Origin of the sequence: Providencia sp. 2024EL-00732, from assembly GCF_044006275.1 — a bacterium.
In the GTDB taxonomy this organism is placed as follows: Bacteria; Pseudomonadota; Gammaproteobacteria; order Enterobacterales; family Enterobacteriaceae; genus Providencia; species Providencia huashanensis.
Genome location: NZ_JBIPDG010000001.1, coordinates 1059153 through 1083862, shown reverse-complemented (window position 1 = coordinate 1083862; position 24710 = coordinate 1059153). Strand labels below are relative to the sequence as shown.

General features: G+C 40.2%; 21 protein-coding genes. 18 read left to right on the top strand and 3 right to left on the bottom strand.

What is annotated here, in order from left to right; genetic code table 11:
• Positions 1–29: 29 nt before the first annotated feature.
• From fabF to umoD, 15 genes are all read left to right on the top strand, one after another.
• A complete protein-coding gene (fabF, locus tag ACHB7C_RS05000) occupies positions 30–1280 on the top strand; it encodes a beta-ketoacyl-ACP synthase II (RefSeq protein ID WP_042843442.1) in 1251 nt (416 codons plus the stop codon).
• A gap of 150 nt (positions 1281–1430) precedes the next feature.
• On the top strand, positions 1431–2261 hold the full coding sequence (gene pabC, locus ACHB7C_RS04995; protein WP_071548161.1) for an aminodeoxychorismate lyase: 831 nt from the start codon (positions 1431–1433) through the stop codon (positions 2259–2261).
• A 52-nt stretch (positions 2262–2313) separates the two neighbouring features.
• The gene (gene mltG, locus ACHB7C_RS04990) at positions 2314–3336 is read left to right on the top strand and encodes an endolytic transglycosylase MltG (RefSeq protein WP_042843444.1); all 1023 of its coding nucleotides are present in this window, start codon (positions 2314–2316) and stop codon (positions 3334–3336) included.
• 7 nt (positions 3337–3343) lie between these two features.
• The gene (gene tmk / locus ACHB7C_RS04985) at positions 3344–3970 is read left to right on the top strand and encodes a dTMP kinase (RefSeq protein ID WP_042843445.1); all 627 of its coding nucleotides are present in this window, start codon (positions 3344–3346) and stop codon (positions 3968–3970) included.
• Between the two features lie 29 nt (positions 3971–3999).
• Entirely contained in the window at positions 4000–4992 is a 993-nt protein-coding gene (holB, locus tag ACHB7C_RS04980) for a DNA polymerase III subunit delta' (RefSeq protein ID WP_210814357.1), read from the top strand.
• Positions 4993–5004: 12 nt separating this feature from the next.
• Complete coding sequence (locus tag ACHB7C_RS04975; RefSeq protein ID WP_042843447.1) at positions 5005–5796, top strand: metal-dependent hydrolase; 792 nt, start codon at positions 5005–5007, stop codon at positions 5794–5796.
• A gap of 48 nt (positions 5797–5844) precedes the next feature.
• On the top strand, positions 5845–6198 hold the full coding sequence (hinT, locus tag ACHB7C_RS04970; RefSeq protein ID WP_042843448.1) for a purine nucleoside phosphoramidase: 354 nt from the start codon (positions 5845–5847) through the stop codon (positions 6196–6198).
• A gap of 18 nt (positions 6199–6216) precedes the next feature.
• Positions 6217–6615, top strand: a complete 399-nt coding sequence (locus tag ACHB7C_RS04965; protein WP_042843449.1) for a YcfL family protein — start codon at positions 6217–6219, stop codon at positions 6613–6615.
• The gene (gene lpoB / locus ACHB7C_RS04960) at positions 6612–7190 is read left to right on the top strand and encodes a penicillin-binding protein activator LpoB (RefSeq protein WP_042843451.1); all 579 of its coding nucleotides are present in this window, start codon (positions 6612–6614) and stop codon (positions 7188–7190) included. Before ACHB7C_RS04965 ends, lpoB begins: the two co-directional genes overlap by 4 nt.
• Positions 7183–8055, top strand: coding sequence for a phosphotransferase (locus ACHB7C_RS04955; RefSeq protein WP_129466065.1), 873 nt, complete (start codon positions 7183–7185; stop codon positions 8053–8055). The genes lpoB and ACHB7C_RS04955 overlap by 8 nt, the downstream gene beginning before the upstream one ends.
• A gap of 54 nt (positions 8056–8109) precedes the next feature.
• Positions 8110–9132 (top strand): beta-N-acetylhexosaminidase, encoded by a 1023-nt coding sequence (nagZ, locus tag ACHB7C_RS04950; protein WP_042843453.1) that lies wholly within the window; start codon positions 8110–8112, stop codon positions 9130–9132.
• A 1379-nt stretch (positions 9133–10511) separates the two neighbouring features.
• Positions 10512–11864, top strand: a complete 1353-nt coding sequence (locus ACHB7C_RS04945) for an OprD family outer membrane porin (protein ID WP_042843454.1) — start codon at positions 10512–10514, stop codon at positions 11862–11864.
• A 39-nt stretch (positions 11865–11903) separates the two neighbouring features.
• Positions 11904–13523 (top strand): bifunctional UDP-sugar hydrolase/5'-nucleotidase, encoded by a 1620-nt coding sequence (locus ACHB7C_RS04940; RefSeq protein ID WP_129466064.1) that lies wholly within the window; start codon positions 11904–11906, stop codon positions 13521–13523.
• A 410-nt stretch (positions 13524–13933) separates the two neighbouring features.
• On the top strand, positions 13934–15238 hold the full coding sequence (locus tag ACHB7C_RS04935; protein WP_042843456.1) for an NAD(P)/FAD-dependent oxidoreductase: 1305 nt from the start codon (positions 13934–13936) through the stop codon (positions 15236–15238).
• A gap of 618 nt (positions 15239–15856) precedes the next feature.
• The gene (gene umoD, locus ACHB7C_RS04930) at positions 15857–16453 is read left to right on the top strand and encodes a UmoD family flagellar biogenesis regulator (protein WP_395346550.1); all 597 of its coding nucleotides are present in this window, start codon (positions 15857–15859) and stop codon (positions 16451–16453) included.
• 74 nt (positions 16454–16527) lie between these two features.
• Here umoD and mfd read toward each other — a convergent pair whose 3' ends face one another.
• Complete coding sequence (mfd, locus tag ACHB7C_RS04925) at positions 16528–19971, bottom strand: transcription-repair coupling factor (protein WP_166685749.1); 3444 nt, start codon at positions 19969–19971, stop codon at positions 16528–16530.
• Between the two features lie 277 nt (positions 19972–20248).
• Here mfd and lolC point away from each other — a divergent pair, with 277 nt between their 5' ends.
• The 3 genes from lolC to lolE are packed head-to-tail and all read left to right on the top strand — an operon-like array spanning position 20249 to position 23392.
• Positions 20249–21451 carry a lipoprotein-releasing ABC transporter permease subunit LolC gene (gene lolC / locus ACHB7C_RS04920; RefSeq protein WP_071548157.1) on the top strand — a complete coding sequence of 401 codons (1203 nt, stop codon included), beginning with the start codon at positions 20249–20251 and terminating at the stop codon, positions 21449–21451.
• A complete protein-coding gene (lolD, locus tag ACHB7C_RS04915) occupies positions 21444–22145 on the top strand; it encodes a lipoprotein-releasing ABC transporter ATP-binding protein LolD (protein ID WP_042843461.1) in 702 nt (233 codons plus the stop codon). The genes lolC and lolD overlap by 8 nt, the downstream gene beginning before the upstream one ends.
• Positions 22145–23392: a lipoprotein-releasing ABC transporter permease subunit LolE gene (gene lolE / locus ACHB7C_RS04910; RefSeq protein WP_395346547.1), complete on the top strand. Its 1248-nt coding sequence runs from the start codon at positions 22145–22147 to the stop codon at positions 23390–23392. The genes lolD and lolE overlap by 1 nt, the downstream gene beginning before the upstream one ends.
• Before the next feature lie 55 nt (positions 23393–23447).
• On the opposite strand, the gene ACHB7C_RS04905 is transcribed toward lolE, so the two are convergent.
• Together ACHB7C_RS04905 and ACHB7C_RS04900 are read right to left on the bottom strand one after the other, a co-directional pair.
• Positions 23448–23999 (bottom strand): class IV adenylate cyclase, encoded by a 552-nt coding sequence (locus ACHB7C_RS04905; protein WP_048607406.1) that lies wholly within the window; start codon positions 23997–23999, stop codon positions 23448–23450.
• Between the two features lie 168 nt (positions 24000–24167).
• Positions 24168–24656, bottom strand: coding sequence for a TIGR00645 family protein (locus ACHB7C_RS04900; protein ID WP_042843464.1), 489 nt, complete (start codon positions 24654–24656; stop codon positions 24168–24170).
• Positions 24657–24710 lie beyond the last annotated feature (54 nt).

Genomic DNA, 24710 nt, shown 5'->3' with positions numbered 1-24710 from the left:
TGTAACTTTTCCCTCCTTGGAGGAAATACGTGTCTAAGCGTCGTGTAGTCGTAACCGGACTGGGCATGTTATCTCCTGTCGGCAACACAGTTGAGTCATCATGGAAAGCTGTTTGTGACGGACAGAGTGGTATCAGCCTAATTGAGCATTTTGATACTATTAACCACGCAACTAAATTTGCTGGCTTAGTAAAAGATTTCAATTACGAAGATTTTGGCATCTCTCGTAAAGATGCGAAAAAAATGGACCCATTTATCCAATACGGCATCGCAGCAGGCTTTCAGGCCTTTAAAGATGCAGGGTTGGAAGTAACAGAAGCCAATGCTACTCGGATTGGTGCAGCGATTGGTTCTGGTATTGGTGGGTTAGGGTTAATTCAGGATAACTGTGAATCTCTATTACACGGTGGTCCTCGAAAAGTTAGCCCATTCTTCGTACCGTCAACCATCATTAATATGGTGGCTGGTCATTTAAGTATTATGTACGGTTTCCGTGGTCCCAGTATTTCTATTGCTACAGCCTGTACATCGGGTGTGCATAATATTGGTCATGCGGCGCGTATGATTGCTTATGGTGATGCAGAAGTAATGGTTGCAGGCGGTGCTGAAAAAGCAACAACCCCGCTTGGTGTTGCGGGTTTTGGCGCAGCAAGAGCGTTATCAACTCGTAATGATGACCCACAAGCAGCAAGTCGCCCTTGGGATAAAGACCGTGATGGTTTTGTTCTTGGTGATGGTGCAGGTATCATTATTCTTGAAGAATATGAACATGCCAAAGCGCGTGGTGCGAAAATTTATGCCGAAATTGCAGGCTTTGGGATGAGCAGTGATGCCTACCATATGACTTCGCCTCCAGAAAATGGGGAAGGCGCAGCGCTTGCAATGGAAAACGCACTGAAAGATGCAGGTATTCAAGCAAGTGACGTAGGGTATATTAATGCTCACGGTACTTCGACACCTGCGGGTGACTTAGCCGAAGCACAGGCTGTTGTGTCTGTATTTGGTGAGGGTACTGATGTACTCGTTAGCTCAACCAAATCCATGACAGGGCATCTTTTAGGTGCAGCGGGTGCTATTGAGTCAATCTTTACCATCTTATCATTGTGTGATCAAACTGTTCCACCAACCATTAATCTGGATAACCCAGATGAAGCATGCAAACTGGACTTTGTCCCAGGTCATGCACGCAAGGTTGAGAACATGGAGTATGCTCTGTGTAACTCATTTGGTTTTGGTGGTACAAACGGTTCATTGATTTTCCGTCGTTATCACGGCGAGTAAATAATCTATCACCGTTATTAATTAGCCCTAGTCGCTGAAAGTGACTAGGGCTTTATTTTGCCCATCTCTTTGCACAGCCATTCGCTTTAGTTTATGATGACTCATCTTGTTTACTGTCTGATTTATCAGCTTTTATTATAAGTATTATCAATGTCATATTGGGTTAATGGGCAAGTTTGCCAGCAAATAAGCGTAACTGATCGCGCAGTCTCTTTTGGGGACGGCTGCTTTACGACCGTACATGTCGTTAATCAGCAAGCTAAAATGTTAGATGAGCACATTGCACGTTTGCAGCATGACAGCCAGCGGTTGAAAATAACTCAGCCTGACTGGGGTATGCTGAAACAGCATTTATTGCATATTTGCGCGCAGCAAGTAGAAGATGAACTGGTGCTAAAGGTGATAATTAGCCGTGGTGCAGGGGGGCGGGGTTATAGTTCTAGAGGCTTTAATTCACCAACAGTGATTGTCAGTGTTTCTCCCTTTCCACAAAACTATGTTCAACTACAATGTAAAGGGGCTGCGTTAATCTTAAGTGAGATCCCATTGGCACGTAGCCCATTATTAGCAGGTATGAAACACCTCAACCGGTTAGAGCAAGTTCTTATCAGACAAGAAATTGATGAGTATAACGCGGATGAGGCCATCGTACTTGATACCAACGGCGTTATCGTTGAATGTTGTAGTGCCAATGTCTTTTGGCGAGTTGGTCAAACAGTCTACACCCCAAAATTATCTCATTGTGGTGTGAATGGATTAATGAGACAAAAGATCATAGCACTACTGCAAGATAGTCAGTACCATTTTCAAGAAGTTGAGCGGTTTGCCTCTATTTTGAATTATTGTGATGAAGTGATTATTTGTAATGCATTGATGCCAGTGTTACCTGTACAAAGCATTCAGTTAAGCAAAGGGCAGTCGCCATTACAATTCATGTCGCGTGAATTATTTGAGTATCTCTTTTTGCGCTGCAAAATCTAGTATCTAAAAACTATATCACTATTACCTAAACACTTATTGAAATGGTCAATAAATGAAATTAGCCAAAAAAATCATTCTGATTACTGTGACTCTTACTGCTGTTGTAGCCGTTGCCGTATATTTACAATATCGTCAAGTCATGAACTATGCGAAAACCCCCATTAACTTGACTCAAGAGAAAATTTTAACGGTTCCTACAGGGACCGGGCGAGTTGCATTTGAAGCCTTGCTAGTCAAAGAAAATATGATTGAGCAGGGGAATGAGTTTCAATGGTTATTAAAATTACGGCCGGAACTCGCTCAATTAAAAGCGGGGACATACCGTTTACAACCTGACATGACCGTAGAACAATTATTATCGTTAGTGGTTAGCGGTAAAGAAGCTCAATTTTCTATTCGTTTTATTGAAGGTAACCGATTGAATGATTGGGGTAACATTTTACGTGATGCCCCTTACTTAGAACATACATCGACAGAGATGACACCAGCAGAACTTCATGCGTTTATCGGGTTCAAAGGTGAAGGTACACTAGAAGGGTGGTTATACCCTGACACCTATTTATATACGGCGGGGACAAAAGATACGGAAATTTTAAAGCGTGCATATAAGCGCATGCAAAGTAGCCTTGAAGAAGAATGGCAAGGGCGAGATAGAGACCTACCTTATAAAAATGCTTATGAAATGCTGATTATGGCTTCAATTATTGAAAAAGAAACCGGTGTAGAGAGTGAAAGGTCGCAAGTTGCATCGGTGTTTGTTAATCGTTTGAAGAAAAATATGCGCTTACAAACCGACCCAACAGTTATTTACGGCCTAGGTGATAAGTATGATGGTAAGATTTATCGTAGTGATTTAGACAATTACACACCGTACAATACTTATAAAATTGATGGGTTGCCGCCAACACCGATAGCAATGCCAAGTTTGGCATCAATAAAAGCGGCTGCGCACCCAGCTAAAACGGATTACCTCTATTTTGTCGCAGATGGTAAAGGCGGTCATACTTTTAGTCGCAACTTGAATGAACACAATCGGGCGGTCAAAGTTTATCGCCAATTTGAACAGCAAAAATGATAAAAAAATGAAAAATCAATTTATTGTTATTGAAGGATTAGAAGGTGCAGGCAAAACGACTGCAATCAATACGGTGGTAGATACACTTAATCAGGCGGGTATTACGGATATCGTTTTCACTCGGGAACCAGGTGGGACGCCACTAGCCGAAAAGCTACGAGAGCTGATCAAACAAGGGATTGAAGGCGATAAAGTCACCGATAAAGCTGAGTTATTAATGTTATATGCAGCGCGAGTTCAACTCGTTGAAACAGTGATTAAACCGGCTTTAGCCGCAGGTAAATGGGTTGTTGGTGACCGCCATGATTTGTCATCACAGGCGTACCAAGGCGGCGGAAGGGAAATCGACCACCAGTTAATGAAGTCGTTACGTGATTTGGTACTTGGTGAGTTTAAACCATCATTAACCTTGTATCTTGATTTATCGCCAGAATTGGGCTTACAACGTGCAAGGTCCCGCGGTGAGTTAGATAGAATCGAAAAAGAATCGTTAGCCTTTTTTGAAAGGACCCGTCACCGCTACCTTGAACTGGCAGCGGAAGATGAAACAATACTGACGGTTGATGCGAGCCAAAATATTGAGCAAGTACAATATGATATTCGCCAAACACTGACCCAATGGCTAGCTAAATAATGATAGGCAAAAAGTAAGGTGTTAATAACATGAATTGGTATCCTTGGTTAAATGAACCTTACCGGCAAATTATAGCGAACTATCAAAGTGGGCGAGGGCACCATGCCTTACTACTTCATTCTTTGCCTGGAAATGGGGCCGATGCACTTTGCTATGGTATTGGTCGTTGGCTTATTTGCCAAGATCGTGAAGGGCTGAAAAGTTGTGGGAAGTGCCATAGCTGCAGATTAATGCTAGCAGGAACACACCCCGATTATCATGTTATTGACGTTGAAAAAGGTAAATCAACGGTCAGTGTTGATGCTGTTAGGAAATTAATTGAAACCTTGAGTAGTCATTCTCAACAAGGTGGCAATAAAGTGGTGTATATTCCTAGAATTGAAGCTTTCACTGATGCTGCGGCGAATGCGTTACTAAAAACGCTGGAAGAGCCTGCAAAAGACACTTATTTTCTATTAAGTAGTGACAAACCAGAGAATTTACTTGCCACAACTCGTAGCCGTTGTTTAAGTCATTTTTTGCCAGCTCCTGACCCACAAATTGCGTTGTATTGGTTACAAAAACAACAGCCAAATGTAGTTGTTGATCACGCAATAACCGCATTGAAACTTTGTCAAGGTGCTCCAGTAGCCGCTCTGGCTCTGTTAGAAGAACATCTTTGGCAAAAACGGAATGCATTATGCCAAAGTATCTCTACAGCATTACAAACGCGGGATATGCTAAGTTTATTGCCACGATTGAATATTGAAGAAGCTTCAGCTGCCCTAAGTTGGTTATTAACCTTACTTTCCGATGCAGTTAAAGTACAGCAAGGTGCGACAACGTTCTGTATTAACCAAGATCATCTTGCACAAGTTATGCAATTGGCCAGTACCATGAACCGTTCTCAATTATTGGAGGCTTATGAACAGTGGCTACATTGTCGTTATCAATTATTGACAGTTCCTGCGCTTAATCAGGAACTTATTCTGACCAATCAATTATTACAATGGGAAGCCTTATTGGCTTCACCTTCATTTTAAAAAGAGTTAAATATGTTTGTTGTTGATTCACACTGCCATCTCGACTGTTTAGATTATGAAAAATTACACACTAATGTCGATGATGTTATCGCTAAGGCATCGGCTCGTGATGTCCGTTTCATGCTTGCCGTGGCAACAACGCTGCCCGGTTTTGAACAGATGAAAAAGCTCATTGGGTTACGTGACAATATTGCTTTTTCATGTGGTATTCATCCACTTAATTTAGACGAAGGCTATGACTTTGAGCGCTTAGCACAATTAGCCGCCGGCCCTGAGGTTGTGGCACTGGGTGAGACAGGGCTTGATTACTACTATCAACAAGAGAATGCTGCATTGCAGCAAGAGTCTTTTCGTCAGCATATCCGTATCGGCCGAGCAGTAAATAAACCCGTGATCGTACATACGCGTGCTGCGCAAAAGGATACGCTAACAATTTTACGTGAAGAACAAGTTAGTGAGTGTGGTGGGGTATTACACTGTTTCACTGAAGACAAAGCGACAGCTAGCGAATTGCTCGATTTAGGAATGTATATTTCATTTTCAGGGATTGTGACATTCCGCAATGCTGAACAAATCAGAGAAGCGGCGCGTATTGTGCCCCTAGATAGAATCTTGGTCGAAACAGACTCCCCATATTTGGCCCCAGTACCGCATCGTGGAAAAGAAAATCAGCCTGCATACGTACGTGATGTGGCTGAATACATGGCGGTGCTGAAAGGGGTTAGCGTTGAACAAATGGCTGAAATTACAACACAAAATTTCAATCGTTTATTTCATTTGAATGTTGGCTCGAATAACGGGTAACTTGTTAACAATATATAAACTAACTATTGGATTAGTAAGGGAATTGATATGGCAGAAGAAACAATTTTTAGTAAAATCATTCGTCGCGAAATCCCTGCGGATGTCGTTTACCAAGATGAGCTTGTCACGGCATTTCGTGATATATCGCCACAAGCGCCTTCACATATTTTAATTATCCCCAATAAATTAATCCCCACAGTAAACGATGTGACGGTGGATGACGAACTGGCGTTAGGGCGTTTATTTACGGTGGCAGCTAAAATTGCCAAAGAAGAAGGCATTGCTGAAAATGGCTATCGTTTGATTATGAATTGTAATGAGCATTCTGGACAAGAGGTATTCCATATTCATATGCATTTAGTGGGTGGTCGCCCATTAGGGCCTTTATTGGCTAAATCATAATAGGAAGGGGCTCATACAATGAACCGCATAGTAATACTTGGGCTGATGGCTGTGTTATTAACTGGCTGTTTAAATAACAAACCTCAAGGGTTAGTTTTTAATGAGCAGCAGCGCGTTATTATGGAACCAGCAGTTTTAGCCCAAGGGGTCATTGTTGAGTCCCCCGTGATTAGTGTTGAAAACCACCAAACTGTTGCCACGCTTAGTATGAGTAATTTGCAGCCTGATGCCGTAGAGATTGCGTATCGTTTATATTGGTACGATAAACAAGGGTTGAAGGTGGATACTTCGAGTATCTTACATCAGCAAATTGCAGCGAATTCAACAGAAACTATTCAAGCCATGACCTCCTCATCACGCGCTAGCAATGTGCGTGTCCATGTGTTTTTATCACCTAAGGCTGGAGAAAAACAATGAAACGGATCTTAATGGTTGCGGTAGCAGCTTTAATCTTAGCAGGTTGCCCATCATACCCACCTCAACAGCCGGGAACACAACCACCGATTGTTCCTGTTGAGCCGGATCAACCACCAGAAGTGACACCACCGCCAACGGATGTCGTTCCGACACCGCCAAAACAGCAAACAACTGATTGGGCTGCATCGATAACACCTTTGGTTGGTCAAATGGTTGCTGCGGATGGAGTGGAAAGTGGCAAAGTGTTATTAGTTGATTCAGTGAAAAACAATACGAATGGCTCATTGCCTGTACAGACTATTACATCAACAATGGCTAGCGCAGTTGAAAATACCAATCGTTTCAAAGTAGTCCCTCAAAGTGTGGTAAGTTCTGCACGTAAAACATTAGGTTTATCACAAGAAGATAGCTTAGTGACGCGTAGTAAGGCGATTGGTCTAGGGCGTTATGTACAAGCTGATTATGTGATTTACAGTGTTATGTCAGGTTCAAATAAAGATAAGAGCCTTGAAATGCAACTAATGGAAGTGCAAACAGGCGAAATTATTTGGACTGGAAAGCACAGTATTGATTAACAGACAGTCACTTATTACGCTGTTATCTACCTATTTCCCAGAGATTAAATCAAGTCACTGGGAAATAACGCCGTTAACAGGGTTGTCAGGCGGGAGTTATTTATTGCAGTGTGTGCAGTCTAATCGCACACTTCAATTAGTGGCTCGTGCTAATGGTGAGACTCAGTCTTGTCTATATGTGGATCGCCGGAAAGAAGCGCGTATATTAAGACAATTGCAACCATACACATTTGCACCGACTGTCGTTGGTTATAACGCTCAATGGTTATTGTTGGCGTGGTGTGAAGGCTTGCATCCGGGCCCATCCACATTTTTATCCGCTGATTTTCAATGCCAACTAGCAAATACGCTTGCACAATTACATTGCAGCGCACTATTCGGCTACCGCTTGCAACTGCGCGATGAAATTGCGCATTATGGTTATTTGGTTGATACCAAACGTTTGTCACCACGTTGGAAAAAACTACATCGTCATTTCCTCTCTACTGCATTGCCAAAAACGTTGAAGTTGGCCCCTGCACATATGGATGTTCATCCTAAAAATATCATTAGTACTCATACAGGGGAGTTAATGCTATTGGATTGGGAATATGCCGCAAATACTGATATTGCATTTTCGTTAGAAACCTATTTTCAATTTAATAGTCTGACAGATAAACAGCGTCATTTTTTTCTCATGCAATACTGTGATGTGCAAAGTGCTTATCGGGATAAACAACAATTAGCTCAGCACTGCCAGTTATGGGAACCATGGGTAAAATATATGACGTTAATGTGGTATGAAGTGCAGTGGAATAAAAGTCAATTATCGCATTTTTTGGTACACTCGCAGTCATTACGCCACTACTTCGGTTTGTTGGGTTGATAATAAAGTTATCAACGAATAATTTTTGATTTAGTTAAATAAGTGAGGCATGTTATGGGTCCGATAATGCTGGATGTTCAAAGTTATGAATTAGATAACGAAGAGCGCGAAATATTGGCTCACCCATTAGTGGGGGGCTTGATTTTATTTACCCGTAACTTTCATGATGCTGCACAATTACGAGAGCTTGTGCGCCAAATACGTGATGCGTCAAGGCACCGTCTGCTGGTTGCTGTTGACCAAGAAGGTGGGCGAGTACAACGCTTTCGTGATGGTTTTACCGCGCTACCTTCGGCACAGGCTTTTGCTGAGCTAAATAACCCTATGGACGGTGCTAAGTTGGCACAAGAAGCGGGGTGGTTAATGGCAGCAGAAATGATAGCGATGGATATTGACATTAGTTTTGCCCCAGTGTTGGATCTTGGCCATCAAAGTATCGCGATTGGGGAGCGTTCGTTCCATAAAGATCCTGAAATGGCAATGATGATGGCAGAACGTTTTATTAAAGGAATGCACAGTGCGGGGATGAAGACAACAGGGAAACATTTCCCTGGGCATGGTGCAGTTAAAGCTGATTCGCATAAAGAAACACCTCGTGATGACCGTACATTGGAAACTATCCGAGGTAAAGATATGTCGATTTTTAAAGATTTTATCCAACGTGAATTACTTGATGCAATTATGCCAGCGCATGTCATTTACACTCAAGCTGATGAACGCCCTGCGAGTGGTTCGCCATTTTGGTTAAAATCAGTGCTACGGGAACAGCTTGGTTTTAATGGTGTCATTTTTTCTGATGATTTATCGATGGAAGGGGCAGCAATTATGGGGAGCTATCCAGAAAGAGCACAAGCGTCTTTAAATGCTGGGTGTGATATGGTTTTGGTGTGCAATAACCGCGAAGGTGCGGTAAGTGTACTTGATAACTTACCTAAACAGCATGATAGCCAAGCCTCTAAGTTATATCACAGTGGCCGTCAATACAGTTTGACCGAGTTACAAGGGTTGGCTCGTTGGCAAGAAAGTCATCGGCAATTAGTGGATTTACACCAAAGATGGCAAGCACACCGTCAATAACATTAAGGTGAATAAAATATAGCCGGTAAATTAAACTATTTACCGGCTATTTTGCATAAATACGCATTGAAGTGAAAAATAACGACGTATAAATAGTATGAAAGGGAAGTATAACCACTTTGAAAGTTACCCGTAACGTTATTAATATAATGATTAAATCATCATATTATTATATTAAAAATGTGATGGTAAAGTATCTAGCATAATGGTTACATTCAAAAAAATAATTAATTATTCTATTCATTTAAGCTGTAGTCTTTTAAAGGTCAACTCAAAATAATAATCCATAGTTTATTTGTAATGGATACATATATTGATATTGCTAGGTGTTTTTTCAATATAAACAGCCGGATATTTGTCTTATGTATCACTTTATTTTGGTGAGAGCGCCTATAAGTAAAAAGAAAATGATAATAGCTATTAATGATAAAAGTTAAGATAAATTTAAATTAGTGGATAGCTAAATAAAATCGATTAACCTTAATGCTTAAATACTCTTATCTTTTTTGTAATATTATTAACATTAATTTTAATGTATAAAAAAACAGTTTCATTCAAATTTTTCATGTCTAGATAAATTAACAGTAAATTAATTATACAAGTATTAAAAAAATCTATGCATATGAGTTTTTTTTAATCAGTATCTAAAGGTTATTTAGGGGTAATGTCTATTTTTTAACTATTCACGGTGTACTGCGCTATCAAATGTTCCCTCATCTTTATTGTCAGTAATGCTTACAGTGATAAATAAACACCAAAACAAGTGTGATCTTAATCACTATTAGTTGGTTTAAATAATGCAACTTATGTAACGTGTTGTGACAGTGATCGTTTTAATTGACGTAAAATTACGTTAGCATCCACATTATGAATTTTTTATGACAATTTAGAGCAATAACTAATCGATTATAAAAATAACAATAAACTGGATGGTGGCGTTTTAAGTTAAATAATGTTCCTTTGATTGAGATAAGCATTTCTCAGACTATGACTCTGCCTATTAAATAAGAAAATAGAAGCACAACATATAGTGGCGTGTGTATTAACGCTTGTTTAAATAATATCTGAAATATTGTTTCTTAACTAAAATTAACGCGGAATTTGAGTAAAGTAATGGTAGTGAATTATTAAAGGCTATTAGGTCTTTACTATAAGTAGAACGCCTTATTTATGGTAATTAAGTAAACACTAATGCAGTGAAATATCTGTATTGAATTTTTTATTTTAAAAATTGACTTATGTGTTTGAAAGGGATGTATCAGTTTGACTTTAAGTAAAGTTGTTTTATTAAGCTAAAAATAAAAATGGTGTTTTGTTGTTCATGGTTACATGAGGCAGCATAAAATTAATTCAAATAATCATTAACTAGGTTAATTTCAATGAAAGTTAAAAATATTGCGCTATTAATGCTTTCTCCTTGCTGTTTAGCAGTCGCAATGGCAAATGCCAGCAATTGGGAAAACACAATTAAAGAAAATTCATTTATTGCGGATTCTGAGTTAGAACTGTCAACTCGTAACATGTGGAAGTACTTAAAAACCGAAAATCGTTTTGATAAAAATGAGCAACGCTATAGAAAACAAGTTGCTAACGCTTGGGGTCAAAACTTCCAAGCTGATTTCAAATCAGGTTATTTTGCTGACGTAATCGGGTTTGATGCTTCTTACTATGGTGGTATTAAACTCGGTGCAAGTAAAGACTTCGCCTCCCGTGCAATTTTATATAACGACGATGGTCACGCTAAAGGCTATAACAAAATCGGACAACGTTATGCGAAAGTAAAATTCGACCTTGACCCTGTTCAATTCCACGGTAAAGCGGGTTGGTTCACACTGAAAAACAAAGGTATTTTTACTAATTCACAACGTCTTTCATTAAACAGTTATAGCGGTTATTACACCAATACAGCAATTGATGACTGGAGCCTAGATTTACTCTATCTCGACAAAAAAGTAATGCGTCGTGATAGTCCAAATATTGATGCTATGTATTTTACTGATGCTAATGGTAAACGACATAAGGTTAATCATGTGATCACTGGTGGTATTAATTACAATACTAAGCCATTGACTGTTCACTATTTCTATGGGCAGGCAGATGATTTATTTCGTCAGCAAGGTCTCGAAGCTAAATATAAGTTAACTTCAGATGTTACGCTTGGAACGCAAATTTACAATCATGAATATGGTAGTGATGGTAAGCGCACCGAAAAAAATGATGCTATCGGTAAGCGTAATTTCGACAAACGAGCATGGCACTATGCAGGAACCGCTGACTGGCGTATTCCAGAATCACCTTGGACACTCCGCGCTGGTTTAACTTACACTCAAGCAAAAAAAGCAAATGGTGTCGGTCAATTCGCACGTAACCCAATTGGTAATACGCGTGGTCGTTTTAACTCGCCAGCTTATGCGGATATCGATTACGTTCGTGATGGGGAAACTATGGTCGCGATGGCTGCCGAATATCGTGTAAGTAAAGAGCTTTCTGTTGGTGCTCGTACCAATTACTCAGAATTTAAATATGAAGGTGAAAGGTTAAAACAAGGTCAATTGGGTCTGTTCAGCTATTGGAAACCAACTGAAAACCTATCCGTGTCATTGAGCGGAGGTTTAGGTTGGCATCACCGCCAAGAGAACGATTATACAACGCCTAAGCTATATGATGGCCATTCACGCCGTGCGCACTCCTTATCTGGTTCAATGACAACCACTTATCGGTTCAAAATGTAGTTGCCAGCAGAGTGAAATTTACAATAAAAGGTAAGATAAATGAAACATAAAATTGGGCTACTCACACTGTTAATTTCAGGTGCTTTACTGGCCGGTTGTGCTCAGAAAACATCGGATACGGTTAAAGTTCAGGTCATTGGTATCAATGATTTCCATGGCGCACTAAAAGCGCCAGGAGATGGTAAGTTAGGTGGAATAGAATCAATCGCCACCTTAGTAAACCAGTTAAGAGCGCAGAATGATAAAACTATTGTTGTTGGTGCAGGGGATTTAGTTGGTGCAAGCCCATTATTGTCATCGATGTTCTATGATGAGCCTACTATTGAAGCATTAAGTGCAATAGGCATGGAAACCAGTGCAGTTGGTAACCATGAGTTTGACAAAGGCAAAGAAGAGCTATTAAGAAAGCAAAATGGTGGCTGTCATCCAACCGCGGGTTGTGTTGGTAAAGACTCATTTGCAGGTGCCGATTTTAACTATTTAGCGGCTAACGTTATTGTAAAAGAAACAGGTGAAACTCTGTTCCCATCATATTTCATTAAAGAATTTGATGGTATTCCAATGGCGTTTATTGGCCTAACTTTAGAAGGCACACCTGCTATTGTAACGCCAAGCGGTACCGCTGGATTAGAGTTTAAAAACGAAGTTGAAACTATTAATAACCAAGTGAAGCTATTGAAGGCACAAGGTATTAATAGCATCGGTGTTCTGATCCATGAAGGGGCGACACAGCAAGTTGATACGAAAGTTAAAGATATTAACCGTTGTGATAATATCAAAGGCCCAATTGTTGATATTGTAAACCAACTAGATGGCGCTGTAGACTTTGTGGTCAGTGGTCATACGCATCAAGCGTACAATTGTGAAATCAATGGTAAAACCGTGATTTCTGCACAATCAAATGGCGCATTGCTTTCTCAGTTAAATATTGAAATTGATAGAAATACAAAAGATATTGTTAGCATCAATGCGAAAAATATTCCTGTTGAAACAAAACGTTATGAGAAAAACCCAGAGTTAACGACTTTTGTTCAAAGATATGAACAAATTGCGTTACCTATTTCACAACAAGTGATGGGAACTTTGACGGAGAGTTCAGACAAAAAATTATTGCCAGCGGGTGACTCTACATTAGGTAAAATTATCGCTGATGGTCAACTCTATGCCGCTTCAAGTAAAGAAGCTGGTGGTGCGCAAATCGCCTTTATGAATAGTGGTGGTATTCGTGCTGATCTGAAAGCCGGTGAACTGACCTATGGTGATATTTTTACTGTTCAACCATTCTCAAATGTTGTCGTGACTCAATCTTTAACGGGTGAGCAAATCAAACAGGCGTTAGAACAACAATGGGATCGTGCGCGTCCACAAGTAATGCCTGTTTCTAAAGGTTTTTATTACGAATGGGATGATAGCCGACCTGTTGGTGATAAAGTCATTCAAAAATCAATGAAGTTAAATGGTAAACCGTTAGACATGAAAAAAAGCTATCGAGTTGCAGCCAATGAGTTTTTAGCAACGGGTGGTAGCCGATTCAGCGCGTTTAATCAAGGTAAAGACCGTGTTTACAGTGTGCCTGATAACGAAGCATTGATGCATTATTTTAAAGATAACTCACCAGTTTCAGTCCCAACTGATGTACGTATCAAAAAAATTAACTAGTTAAATCGAACGATATAACAACTAAAAACCCGAAGTGTTTAATCTCTTCGGGTTTTTTCTTTGTTTCAGCATTTATCTCAACCCTTTTTCTTTGGGTTAACAATTAACGGTAGCGTCTATATCAAAAACAATGAGATAATAATTCTCATTATCGTTAATTCGTTGTGAACTTAACTGTTTGAACGATCTCAAGCTGATTCGATTCATTCCTCGTTAAAAATGATTTGACGAATGTGATGGTTGTCATAATAATCAACTAAATTGATATGGATCAACATTTGGTATTACCAATTACCCAGTCATGTTATTCTATTTCATTCATAGTGTAAGGCATGGCTAATTAATGTTATCTAAGTTTTTTATCATAAAAGTGCTTAGATAACATTAATATATTTTGTTTCGAGGGATTTATGACCTTATCTCAACCAAAAATCATCGTCGTCGGGGGTGGTGCCGGTGGTTTGGAACTGGCAACACGTTTAGGGCGCAAATTAGGCCGGAAAAAACGAGCACATATCACACTCGTTGACCGTAATCCAAGCCATTTATGGAAGCCATTGTTACATGAAGTTGCTACTGGTTCATTGGATGATGGGGTTGATGCGATTAGCTATCTTGCCCATGCGCGCCATAATGCATTTAATTTCCAGTTAGGTTCATTGACTAATATTGACCGTGATAATAAAAAAATAGTGCTTGGTGAGCTATATGATAAACATGGTGAATTATTAGTTCCTTTACGTGAGCTTGAATATGATATTTTAGTGATGGCACTGGGAAGCAAGTCGAATGATTTTGGTACCCCAGGTGTGAAAGAACATTGTATTTTCTTAGATAATCCACAGCAGGCTCATCGCTTTCATGATGAAATGCTAAACCTGTTCTTACGCTATTCTGTACGTGATAATGCAGAAGAAAAAGTGAATATTGCCATAGTTGGGGGCGGGGCTACAGGTGTTGAGCTATCCGCTGAATTATATAATGCGGTTGAGCAACTCACTAGTTATGGGTTTAAAGGGCTAGATACCGATGCTCTCAATGTTACTCTGATTGAGGCTGGGGAGCGTATTTTACCTGCTTTACCTCCGCGGATCTCTAGCGCTGCGCATCAGGAGTTAAACAAGCTTGGTGTCAATGTATTGACTAAAACTATGGTCACTAGCGCTGATGCTGATGGTTTGAATACTAAACAAGACGGCAAAGTATTTGCTGATCTAATGGTTTGGGCTGCTGGCATCAAAGCGCCGGATTTCATGAAAGACATCGCAGGTTTAGAAACAAATCGTATAAATCAACTGGTAGTTAAGCCTACGTTGCAAACTACACGCGATGATATGATTTTTGCGATTGGCGATTGCGCCTCATGTGCTAAACCTGAAGGGGGCTTTGTACCGCCAAGGGCGCAGTCTGCACATCAAATGGCAAGTCGTTGTTATGACAATATTTTAGCCATGATGAAAGAAAAACCATTAAAAGATTATGTTTATAAAGACCATGGCTCATTAGTCTCACTATCACGCTTTAGTACCGTGGGCAGTTTGATGGGGAATTTGATGCGTGGAGATATGATGGTCGAAGGGCGTATTGCACGTTTTGTGTATATTTCTTTGTATCGTATGCACCAGATAGCTTTGCATGGTTATATCAAAACGGGCTTAATGATGTTAGTAGGGAGTATTAACCGAATTATACGACCCAAGTTGAAATTACACTAGCCGCGATTTGTTAACATATCTAATTGATCTTCATCAAATTTTATGCACCTAGTTATTAATTTGATTAGGTGCATTATTTTTTAATGTGGTTAAAATAACCAATAAAATCAATGATAAAAGAATCATATTGATATCGTATATGAGAGTATTTTTATTTAGTAACGTTAATATTTGTAATAAAAACTATTTAGATCAATTTTAGTTGGTTGGTGATCGATTATATTACAGGCATTACTTATAGAGGTCTAAGTTACTTTATACGGATAATAAAGATGAGTTTAAAACCATATATTGAGCTCATATTATAATCAGTTACGGTAACATTTTTTATTGATGAAAGATGTATGTTGTAAATATATTGGTATAACTCAGAAAATTTAGAAATCAATAAACTATAATATATTGATTAATATAGTTAATTTAACCTATTTTATTTATCGCTGAGTCATATCATGGATATTAAACCTCACATTTAATTAATTTAAATCTTATATTAAGTAAAATTTAACAATTATAATTTCGGATAAATCTAAAAAATATATCTAATGCATGTAATGCATCGAATTATCTTGAGTAGCCGTTACAATAGGTCAGTATTAATTTAATAAGGATTGTACTATGAAGCTAAAATTTAAGTTGTTATTAGCAGCTATAGTGGCATGCCTTATTGTATTGTTAGTTGTTATCTTCACGCGTGAGCCTGAAATTAAATTAGCAACCGTATTATCGGTTGAGCCTATCAAATCTAACCGGCTTGTTGAGTACCAAAATTGTACGGTAACTGGGGTTTTAGGTACTTTTGACCAACAATCACTTTCTCGTTTTCACCCTGCGCAAAGCGAATGTAAAATGGTCTTTATGATAGAAGCGCTACAAGGTAAGGGGTTCCCATCCTTGTTTTATGAGCGTGACCCAACCTGTGTACCAGCGCAAAAAATGGAATTAGTTGTGGTTGGCTATGATGTTGTCTACCAAATTGGTAAAACAGTGGGGAAAGTGAGAACTTCCTATGCACCTTCTATGTTTATTCCGTTAAATGAGGAGGGGCGTTTGGTTTTGACATCATCAGCTTCTGTATGCGAAACAATCCGCAGTGATGTCAAAAGCTTATTGCCATTTTATTGTTTACAACCAAATAATTTACCAATTACTGGAAACCCGTCTGCAATATTAGAATTGCAACCAAACCAAAATACTTTTGGTTTTATGGAATAGGTTTAACCAATTTGAATATTCTATTACAGGCAATCTTAATTGATTGCCTGTAACATTTTTACACCTTGAGTTTTTTAGGTTAATTGGTGTTCTTCAAAACTGGTTAATAGTTGTTTTATAAACTCAAGCCGAGTTGTCCTTTCCGCTAAATCATGGAAAAACTTCAGTCGGACGGGACCCTCTAAGCGATAAGTTTGTGGTTGATTTTGTAACAAGCTGATCAAGAAGCCCGGTTCGACTTTATTTTTCTCACTAAACTCAATAAACCCCCCTTTCTCATGGGCTTCAATGCGCTTAATACCTAAAGCTTGAGCTTGCAAACGAATTGCAGCAGACGTTAAAAGGAACTTGCCTGCATCAGGGAGGGTGCCAAAACGGTCAATTAACTCGGTACGTAATTCGTTTAATTCTTGATTATCTTTTGCACTGGCTATCCGTTTATAAAAAGACAGTCGCATATTTACATCGTGTATATAATCGTCAGGCAAAAGAACCGGCATCCGTAGCTCAACTTCAGTTTGTTGGCTAGTTAAGTCTTCCAGTGAAGGTTCACGCCCTTCTTTTAGGGCCTCGACCGCGCTTTCTAACAGTTCCATATATAAGGTAAAGCCAACAGTTGTCATCTGCCCGCTTTGGTCTTCGCCAAGTAATTCTCCTGCACCTCGAATTTCTAAATCATGAGTCGCTAGTGCGAACCCAGCCCCTAAATCTTCAAGTGAAGAAATGGCTTCGAGACGCTTGTGGGCATCTGTTGTCATTGCTTTAGGATGCGGTGTGAGTAAGTAAGCATAAGCTTGGTGGTGTGACCGGCCGACTCGACCACGTAATTGATGCAATTGTGCTAACCCAAAATGGTCAGCTCGTTCAATGATAATGGTATTTGCAGTAGGAATATCGATACCCGTTTCGATAATAGTCGTACATATCAAGACATTAAAACGTTGATGATGGAAGTCGGTCATCACCCGTTCTAATTCCCGCTCCCGCATTTGGCCATGACCAACAACGAAACGAGCCTCAGGGACTAGTTCTTCAAGGCGCGCTTTGGCTTTTTCAATATTTTCAACATCATTGTATAAGTAGTAAACTTGGCCCCCACGTAGTGTTTCACGTAAAATGGCTTCACGTACCACGAGCTCGTCATATTGGCGAACAAAGGTTTTTACAGCTAAACGGCGTGCTGGCGGCGTGGCAATAATGGATAGATCGCGCATACCACTCATTGCCATATTCAGTGTCCGAGGAATAGGGGTTGCTGTAAGTGTTAAAATATCAACGTCTGCACGCATAGCTTTTATTCGTTCTTTATGACGGACGCCAAAGCGGTGCTCTTCATCTACTACCAATAAGCCCAAATCTTTCCATACTAAATCACTTTGTAGCAGTTTATGAGTACCAATTAAAATATCAACTTTGCCTTCTGCAGTCTCAGCAATAATCTGTTGCTGCTCTTTCGCCGTTTTAAAGCGAGACAACATTTCTATACGCACAGGCCAATTGGCGAATCGGTCTTTGAAATTATCATAATGCTGTTGTGCAAGTAAGGTGGTTGGAACTAAAACAGCTACCTGCTTATTATTGTTGATAGCTAGGAATGCTGCACGCATAGCCACCTCGGTTTTACCGAACCCAACATCACCGCATACCAACCTATCCATAGCTAATGGTTGGCACATATCACTGAGTACAGCATTAATTGCCATCTCTTGGTCAGGGGTTGTTTCGAAAGGAAAACCTTGGCAAAACTCTTGGTACTGTTCTTTATCATGTTTGAAGGCAAAGCCCGCTTTGGCTGCACGCTGTGCGTAAATATCCAGCAGCTCTGCTGCAACATCACGTACTTTTTCAGCCGCTTTTTGGCGGGCACGTCCCCAGCTATCACTGCCTAGCTTATGTAATGGCGCATTTTCATCCGCACCACCTGCATAGCGGCTAATTAAATGCAGTGACGAGACCGGAACATAGAGTTTATCTTCACCTGCATAAGTTAAGATTAAGTATTCTGCTTTAATGCCACCGGCTTCTAGGGTGATTAACCCTTGATAGCGACCAACGCCGTGTTCAATATGGACGACGGGTTGCCCCGGACGTAATTCAGCTAAGTTACGGATCAGTGTATCGGTATTAATTGTTCGGCGGTTATCAGTACGACGACGAACAACGCGTTCACCTAACAGGTCGCTTTCGCATATCAACGCTTTATGGGCATCGACTTGAATAAAACCATGCTCAGCTGCGCCGATAGTAATAGCAAAACGGCTATCAATGTGACTTGCGTAATGATCAATAATTTCAGGGCGAATTTTCAAGCGAGCTAACAGTTCCGTGACTGTTTCACGGCGACCTTCACTTTCCACAGAAAAGATGATCTTGCCATCAAACTGTTCCGTGAATTGACGAAGTTTGTCTAAAGGGGTCTTGCTTTGGCCTTGAGTACTGATGTCCGGTAGCGGTAAATAGTCTAAATTCGTATTAGCAGCTTTGGGAGCTAAAGATTCAGCGGATAATTGAACACGAGGCCATTGTTTTAATGATTGGTTGAGCTGTTCAACGGTTAACCATAAGTCTGTAGGGGGGAGTAATGGCCGCATTGGGTCAACCCTACGGCTATCGTAACGTTGCAACGTATCGAGTTGAAAGCGTTCTGCGGCTTCTTGTAGATTTTGTGAAACCAATAAACTAGATGACGGTAAATAATCAAATAACGAGGGCAGAGGCTGTGAAAAAAATAAAGGCTGCCAATATTCGATACCAGTTGGTAACGTATTTTTACTGACTTGCTGGTAAATGTGCTCTGGGTCACGGCGAACGTCAAAGCGTTCCCGCCACTGGCTACGGAAACGTTCAATTGCGTCTTTATCTGTTGGAAACTCGTGAGCAGGGAGGAGATTGATATGGCTAACTTCCTCAAGTGTTCGTTGTGAGTCAACGTCAAAAGTTCGCAAACTATCAATTTCATCATCAAAGAAATCAATACGAAATGGTAATGTACTGCCCATTGGGAATAAATCTAATAACGCCCCACGGGTTGCATACTCGCCATGCTCTAGAACTTGCTCAACATGGCGATAGCCTGCTTTGTCTAATTCGGCACGTAAATTATCACGGGAAAGTTTATCGCCTTTTGCCATGACCAATGCATGGCTAGTTAAAAAATCAGGGGGACAAACTTTCTGCATAAGCGTATTAACCGGAAGGATTAATGCGCCTTTTTGCATAGATGGTAAGCGGTATAGTGTTGATAAACGATGAGAAATGATTTCTTGATGTGGGGAGAAATTGTCATAAGGCAATGTTTCCCAATCAGAAAGGGTTTCAATAGGGTGATGTGTAAACTGTTGAATTTCATCACGTAAGCGCAAAGTATTTTGCATATCACGAGTGACAATAACAACAGGCCCTTGATGACGTTGGATCATTTCTCCACATTCAAGCGCACCAGCCGCCCCGATAAGGCAACCTAAATGGCGGACATCGCCACTACGACTAGGGAGTTCATAACGAAATTTTGACGACATAGAAATCTTTGGTATCTCACAGCGATTAGTTAAGCAATTAAACAAAATTCAATATAATGATAGCCAGTTTTTTTATGATTAATACTTAAATTAACCAATAGATAGTTAAACAATAAAATTCACAATAATACAATCGGTTTTAACTCGTAATTTGTCTGAAAGTCAGACAAAAAGGCACTCAAATAAGAAAAAATACCCGTGAGTGGTTCCATTCATCAATCGTACCCTTTATTATCGCTGAACACTTCGCTTTGGCAACAGGGGCATCATAGACTTCATGCACCAATCTGTCTCATTATTTATAGGTCTACGCTATTTACGTGGACGCGCTGCCGATAAATTCGGGCGCTTTGTTTCCAGTTTGTCAGCAATCGGCATCACACTGGGCGTTACGGCATTAATTACGGTTACATCAGTGATGAATGGTTTCGAGCGATCGCTACAAGATAGCATACTTGCTTATATGCCGCAGGCAATTTTAACCTCAGCATCTGGAAATATCGACCCAGCCCAACACCCCATAAAGGCCTTACAGAATTTAAAAGGGGTTAACCACATAGCTCCCATTGTACAATCTGATGTCGTACTACAAAGCCGCACCAATGTTGGTGTTGGAATGATGGGGGGAATCGAACCAACAGAACCTTCTTTGCTATTAGACAAACTGATTAGTGGCCAACGAGAGGACCTAAAAGCAGGTAGCTACAATGTGTTTTTGGGGAATAAACTGGCGGAAAATTTAGGAGTTAAGCGGGGGGATGAAGTCCGTTTAATCATTCCGGGTGTGAGCCAGTTAACGCCAATGGGGCGTATTCCAAGTCAGCGTTTGTTTAACGTCGCAGGTATTTTCCAAACCAATGGCGAAGCGGATACCAGTGAATTGATTGTTGCGCAGCAAGATGCAGCACGTATGTTGCGTTATCCAGCTGGTCGTATTACTGGGTGGCGTTTGTATTTAGATGAACCTTTAAAAGTGGATGAACTAAGTAAGCAAGCATTGCCTAGCGGGTTGGTATGGACGGATTGGCGAGAACGCAAAGGGGAGTTTTTTCAAGCTGTACGCATGGAAAAAAATATGATGGGTTTACTACTTAGCCTAATTATTGCGGTGGCAGCTTTTAATATTATCACTTCGTTATCACTTCTGGTGATGGAAAAACAAGGTGAAGTTGCAATATTAAAAACCCTCGGTCTAAAACGCTGGCGTATTTTAGCCATCTTTATGATCCAAGGCGCAGGCGCAGGGGTGATTGGCTCATTAGTGGGGACGGTACTTGGTACACTATTGTCTAGTCAGTTAAATTTTATCATGCCACTGATTGGTTTATTACCAAAAGGTGTATCTCTACCGATTGTACTTGATTACTCAGGTATTTTAATTATTGCACTAAGTGCGATGCTGATTTCACTGCTTGCGACGCTTTATCCTTCTTGGCGTGCAGCAGCGGTCCAACCTGCTGAGGCTTTACGTTATGAATAAACAACCACTTCTTGTCTGTGAAAATTTAAATAAAACCTATCAAGAAGGGGCATTGTCTACGCAAGTGCTAAAAAATGTCAGCTTTTCTATGGGGCTTGGCGAAATGATGGCCATTGTGGGGAGCTCCGGGTCTGGTAAAAGTACCTTATTACATTTACTTGGTGGTTTAGATACGCCATCTGAAGGGAATGTAATTTTTCGTGGGCAGCATATTAATCAATTGTCTTCTGATGAACGCGCTGCTATTCGAAATAAGGATTTAGGCTTTATTTATCAGTTCCACCACCTACTACCTGACTTTACGGCTCTTGAAAATGTGGCTATGCCACTGTTAATTGGTGGTGCTGCAAAAGAATTGGCATTGACTAAAGCGACAGAAATGTTAGAAGCGGTAGGTTTGGCACATCGTGCAGGGCATAGGCCATCTGAGTTATCAGGGGGGGAGCGTCAACGGGTGGCAATCGCCAGAGCGTTGGTTAATGAGCCCGCTTTAGTATTAGCTGATGAACCAACGGGGAATCTTGATTTACGTAACGCAGATGCCATTTTTGAGTTATTGGGGGAGCTAAATCGTACACAACGTACTGCTTTTTTAGTTGTCACTCATGATATGACATTGGCGCGCCGTTTATCCCGCCAATTGGAAATGCGTGACGGGCACTTACAACAGGAAGTTACCTTGGGGGCTCGGTAATGTTTAAAATGCCTCTTACATTATTAACAGCGTTACGCTTTAGTCGTGGTCGCCGTCGGACGGGGTTGGTTTCTTTGGTGTCGATAGTGTCGACATTGGGTATTGTGCTTGGCGTTGCTGTTTTAGTCATCGGCTTGAGTGCCATGAATGGTTTTGAGCGCGAATTAAATAACCGTGTGCTATCTGTGGTCCCACATGGCCAGATATATGCAGTAAAGCCCCCTTATAAAGATTTAGATTTTGCTGAACAAGTCATTCGCAAAACCCCAGGTGTGGAAGCCGTGAGCCCATACATCAATTTTACAGGGTTGCTTGAGCGGGGGACGAATTTAAAAGCAATCCAAGTGATGGGAGTTTCTCGCGAAACGCAATCGCAAGTTAGTGCATTGCCACAGTTTATCCTTAACGATGCATGGGAGCATTTTGAAGCAGGGAAACAATCCATTATTTTGGGGCAAGGCGTTGCTAATGCATTGAATGTTAAGGAAGGGGACTGGGTTACAATCATGATCCCCAATACGGATGAAAGTTTGAAAATCCAACAGCCTAAACGTATTCGTGTTCAGGTAACGGGGGTGTTTAAGCTTAGTGGTTTATTGGATCACCAACTTGCTTTAGTGCCGCTTGCGGATGCTCAAGAATACCTTGATTACGGTGATGGCGTGACAGGTTTCGAAATTAAAGCAACAGATCCTTTTATCGCCGATAAGGTGGTTTATGATGCTGGGTTAAAGACAATGCATCATGTCATCGTTAAAAGCTGGATTGGTGATTACGGCTATATGTACAATGATATTCAAATGGTTAGAAGTATTATGTACTTAGCTATGATCCTAGTGATTGGCGTTGCATGCTTTAATATTGTATCGACTCTTGTGATGGCAGTTAAAGATAAAAGCAGTGATATTGCTGTACTACGGACGCTAGGGGCTAAGGATGGGCAAATCCGTGCTATTTTCTTATGGTATGGGTTGTTAGGTGGCTTAGTTGGCTCTTTGATTGGTGTTGTATTAGGTATAACGATATCCTTAAATTTAACAACTATAATCAAAGGGATAGAAAAAGTAGTCGGTCACCCAATTCTATCTGGAGATGTTTACTTTATCGATTTTCTGCCTTCTGAATTGCATATGATGGATGTGGTCTATGTTTTAATCACAACGATTATTTTAAGTTTGGTGGCAAGTTGGTACCCAGCTCGCCGAGCAAGCAAATTAGACCCAGCTCGCATCCTTAGTGGTCAATAATCAGTGCACACTCAGCCAATCACCTTAGCAATAGGCTTTAAGGTGATTGGCTTCTTTATTGGGTTTGTGTTTCTAAGAACATTTGTTTATAGCTACGCTTTTCAATCATCGCTTCCGTGAAACCATATGTCATCGCAACACTTAATAATTTGTTATATAAGTGTTTGAGTAAACGACTATCGTCCGTCATGATAGCGAATTCGGCAAACCAACCGATGCCAGCAAGATGGTCTATGGTGATATGAACATCATTCAGGAAGTAAATACTACGAACTTTTGTTGTCACCAAACTACAGTGATAACCTAGTGTTACTAACATATTTTGCACATGTTGGCAGTCATCAATATTAATTGCTTTACATTCGGAAGAACCTGGGCCCTTGACTATCCATAACTTAATCCCTGACGGAACCATCTCACGAACACACATGCTAATATTATTCGCTGCAAGTGGCGAATTTTCACTGTCATAGAAATAATCAGTTTCTGAATTATTTTCAGTAAATGGTTCAGCTTGGTCGGCTTTTATTTTTTGTAGAAAACTCTCAGGGTTTGGTAACCGAAATTTAATTTCAGCTTCATATTTACCGACAAAGTGCTCGCTCATTAAAATATTCCTTATAATCAATAGGCAAGTAGGTGGTTAGGATAGCATAAATGGCGAGTATTCAGTGTGTTAAAGATGCGTTAGAGGGGGCGTTTAATAGCCTATTATTGATAAAATAGGCTATTAAATTAGTTTTAATCAGAGCTGTAGCTATAGGCGGTCATGTTGCTATTTTTTAGTCATTTTATCTAAATAGCCCATGACAAAAGCAGATAAAACAAAGGTTAAATGAATGATCACATACCACATTAGTTTATCGTTCGAAACGCTTTTTAAGTCCATAAAAATTTTCAATAAGTGAATTGATGAAATTGCGACAATAGATGCAGCCACTTTATTCTTCAGTGACGAGGCATCCATTTTACCTAGCCAACCTAACTTTTCACTTTCTTCTGGGATATCCATTTGGGAGACAAAGTTTTCATATCCTGAAAACATCACCATCACTAATAACCCACCGACTAATGCCATATCAATTAATGAGAGCAATGTGAGGATGAGATCTGCCTCTGGTATTGCTAAAATATTCGGCAAAATATGGAACAGTTCTTGAAAGAACTTAATAGTTAATGCCAACAGTGTCAGTGAAAGCCCGAAATAAATTGGCGCTAAAATCCAGCGTGAAGCATACATTGTTTTTTCGAAAAACTTTTCCATGCAATCCCTTTTAATGGTGAATAATCATTACAGCAAAATCGACGAGCGGTATAT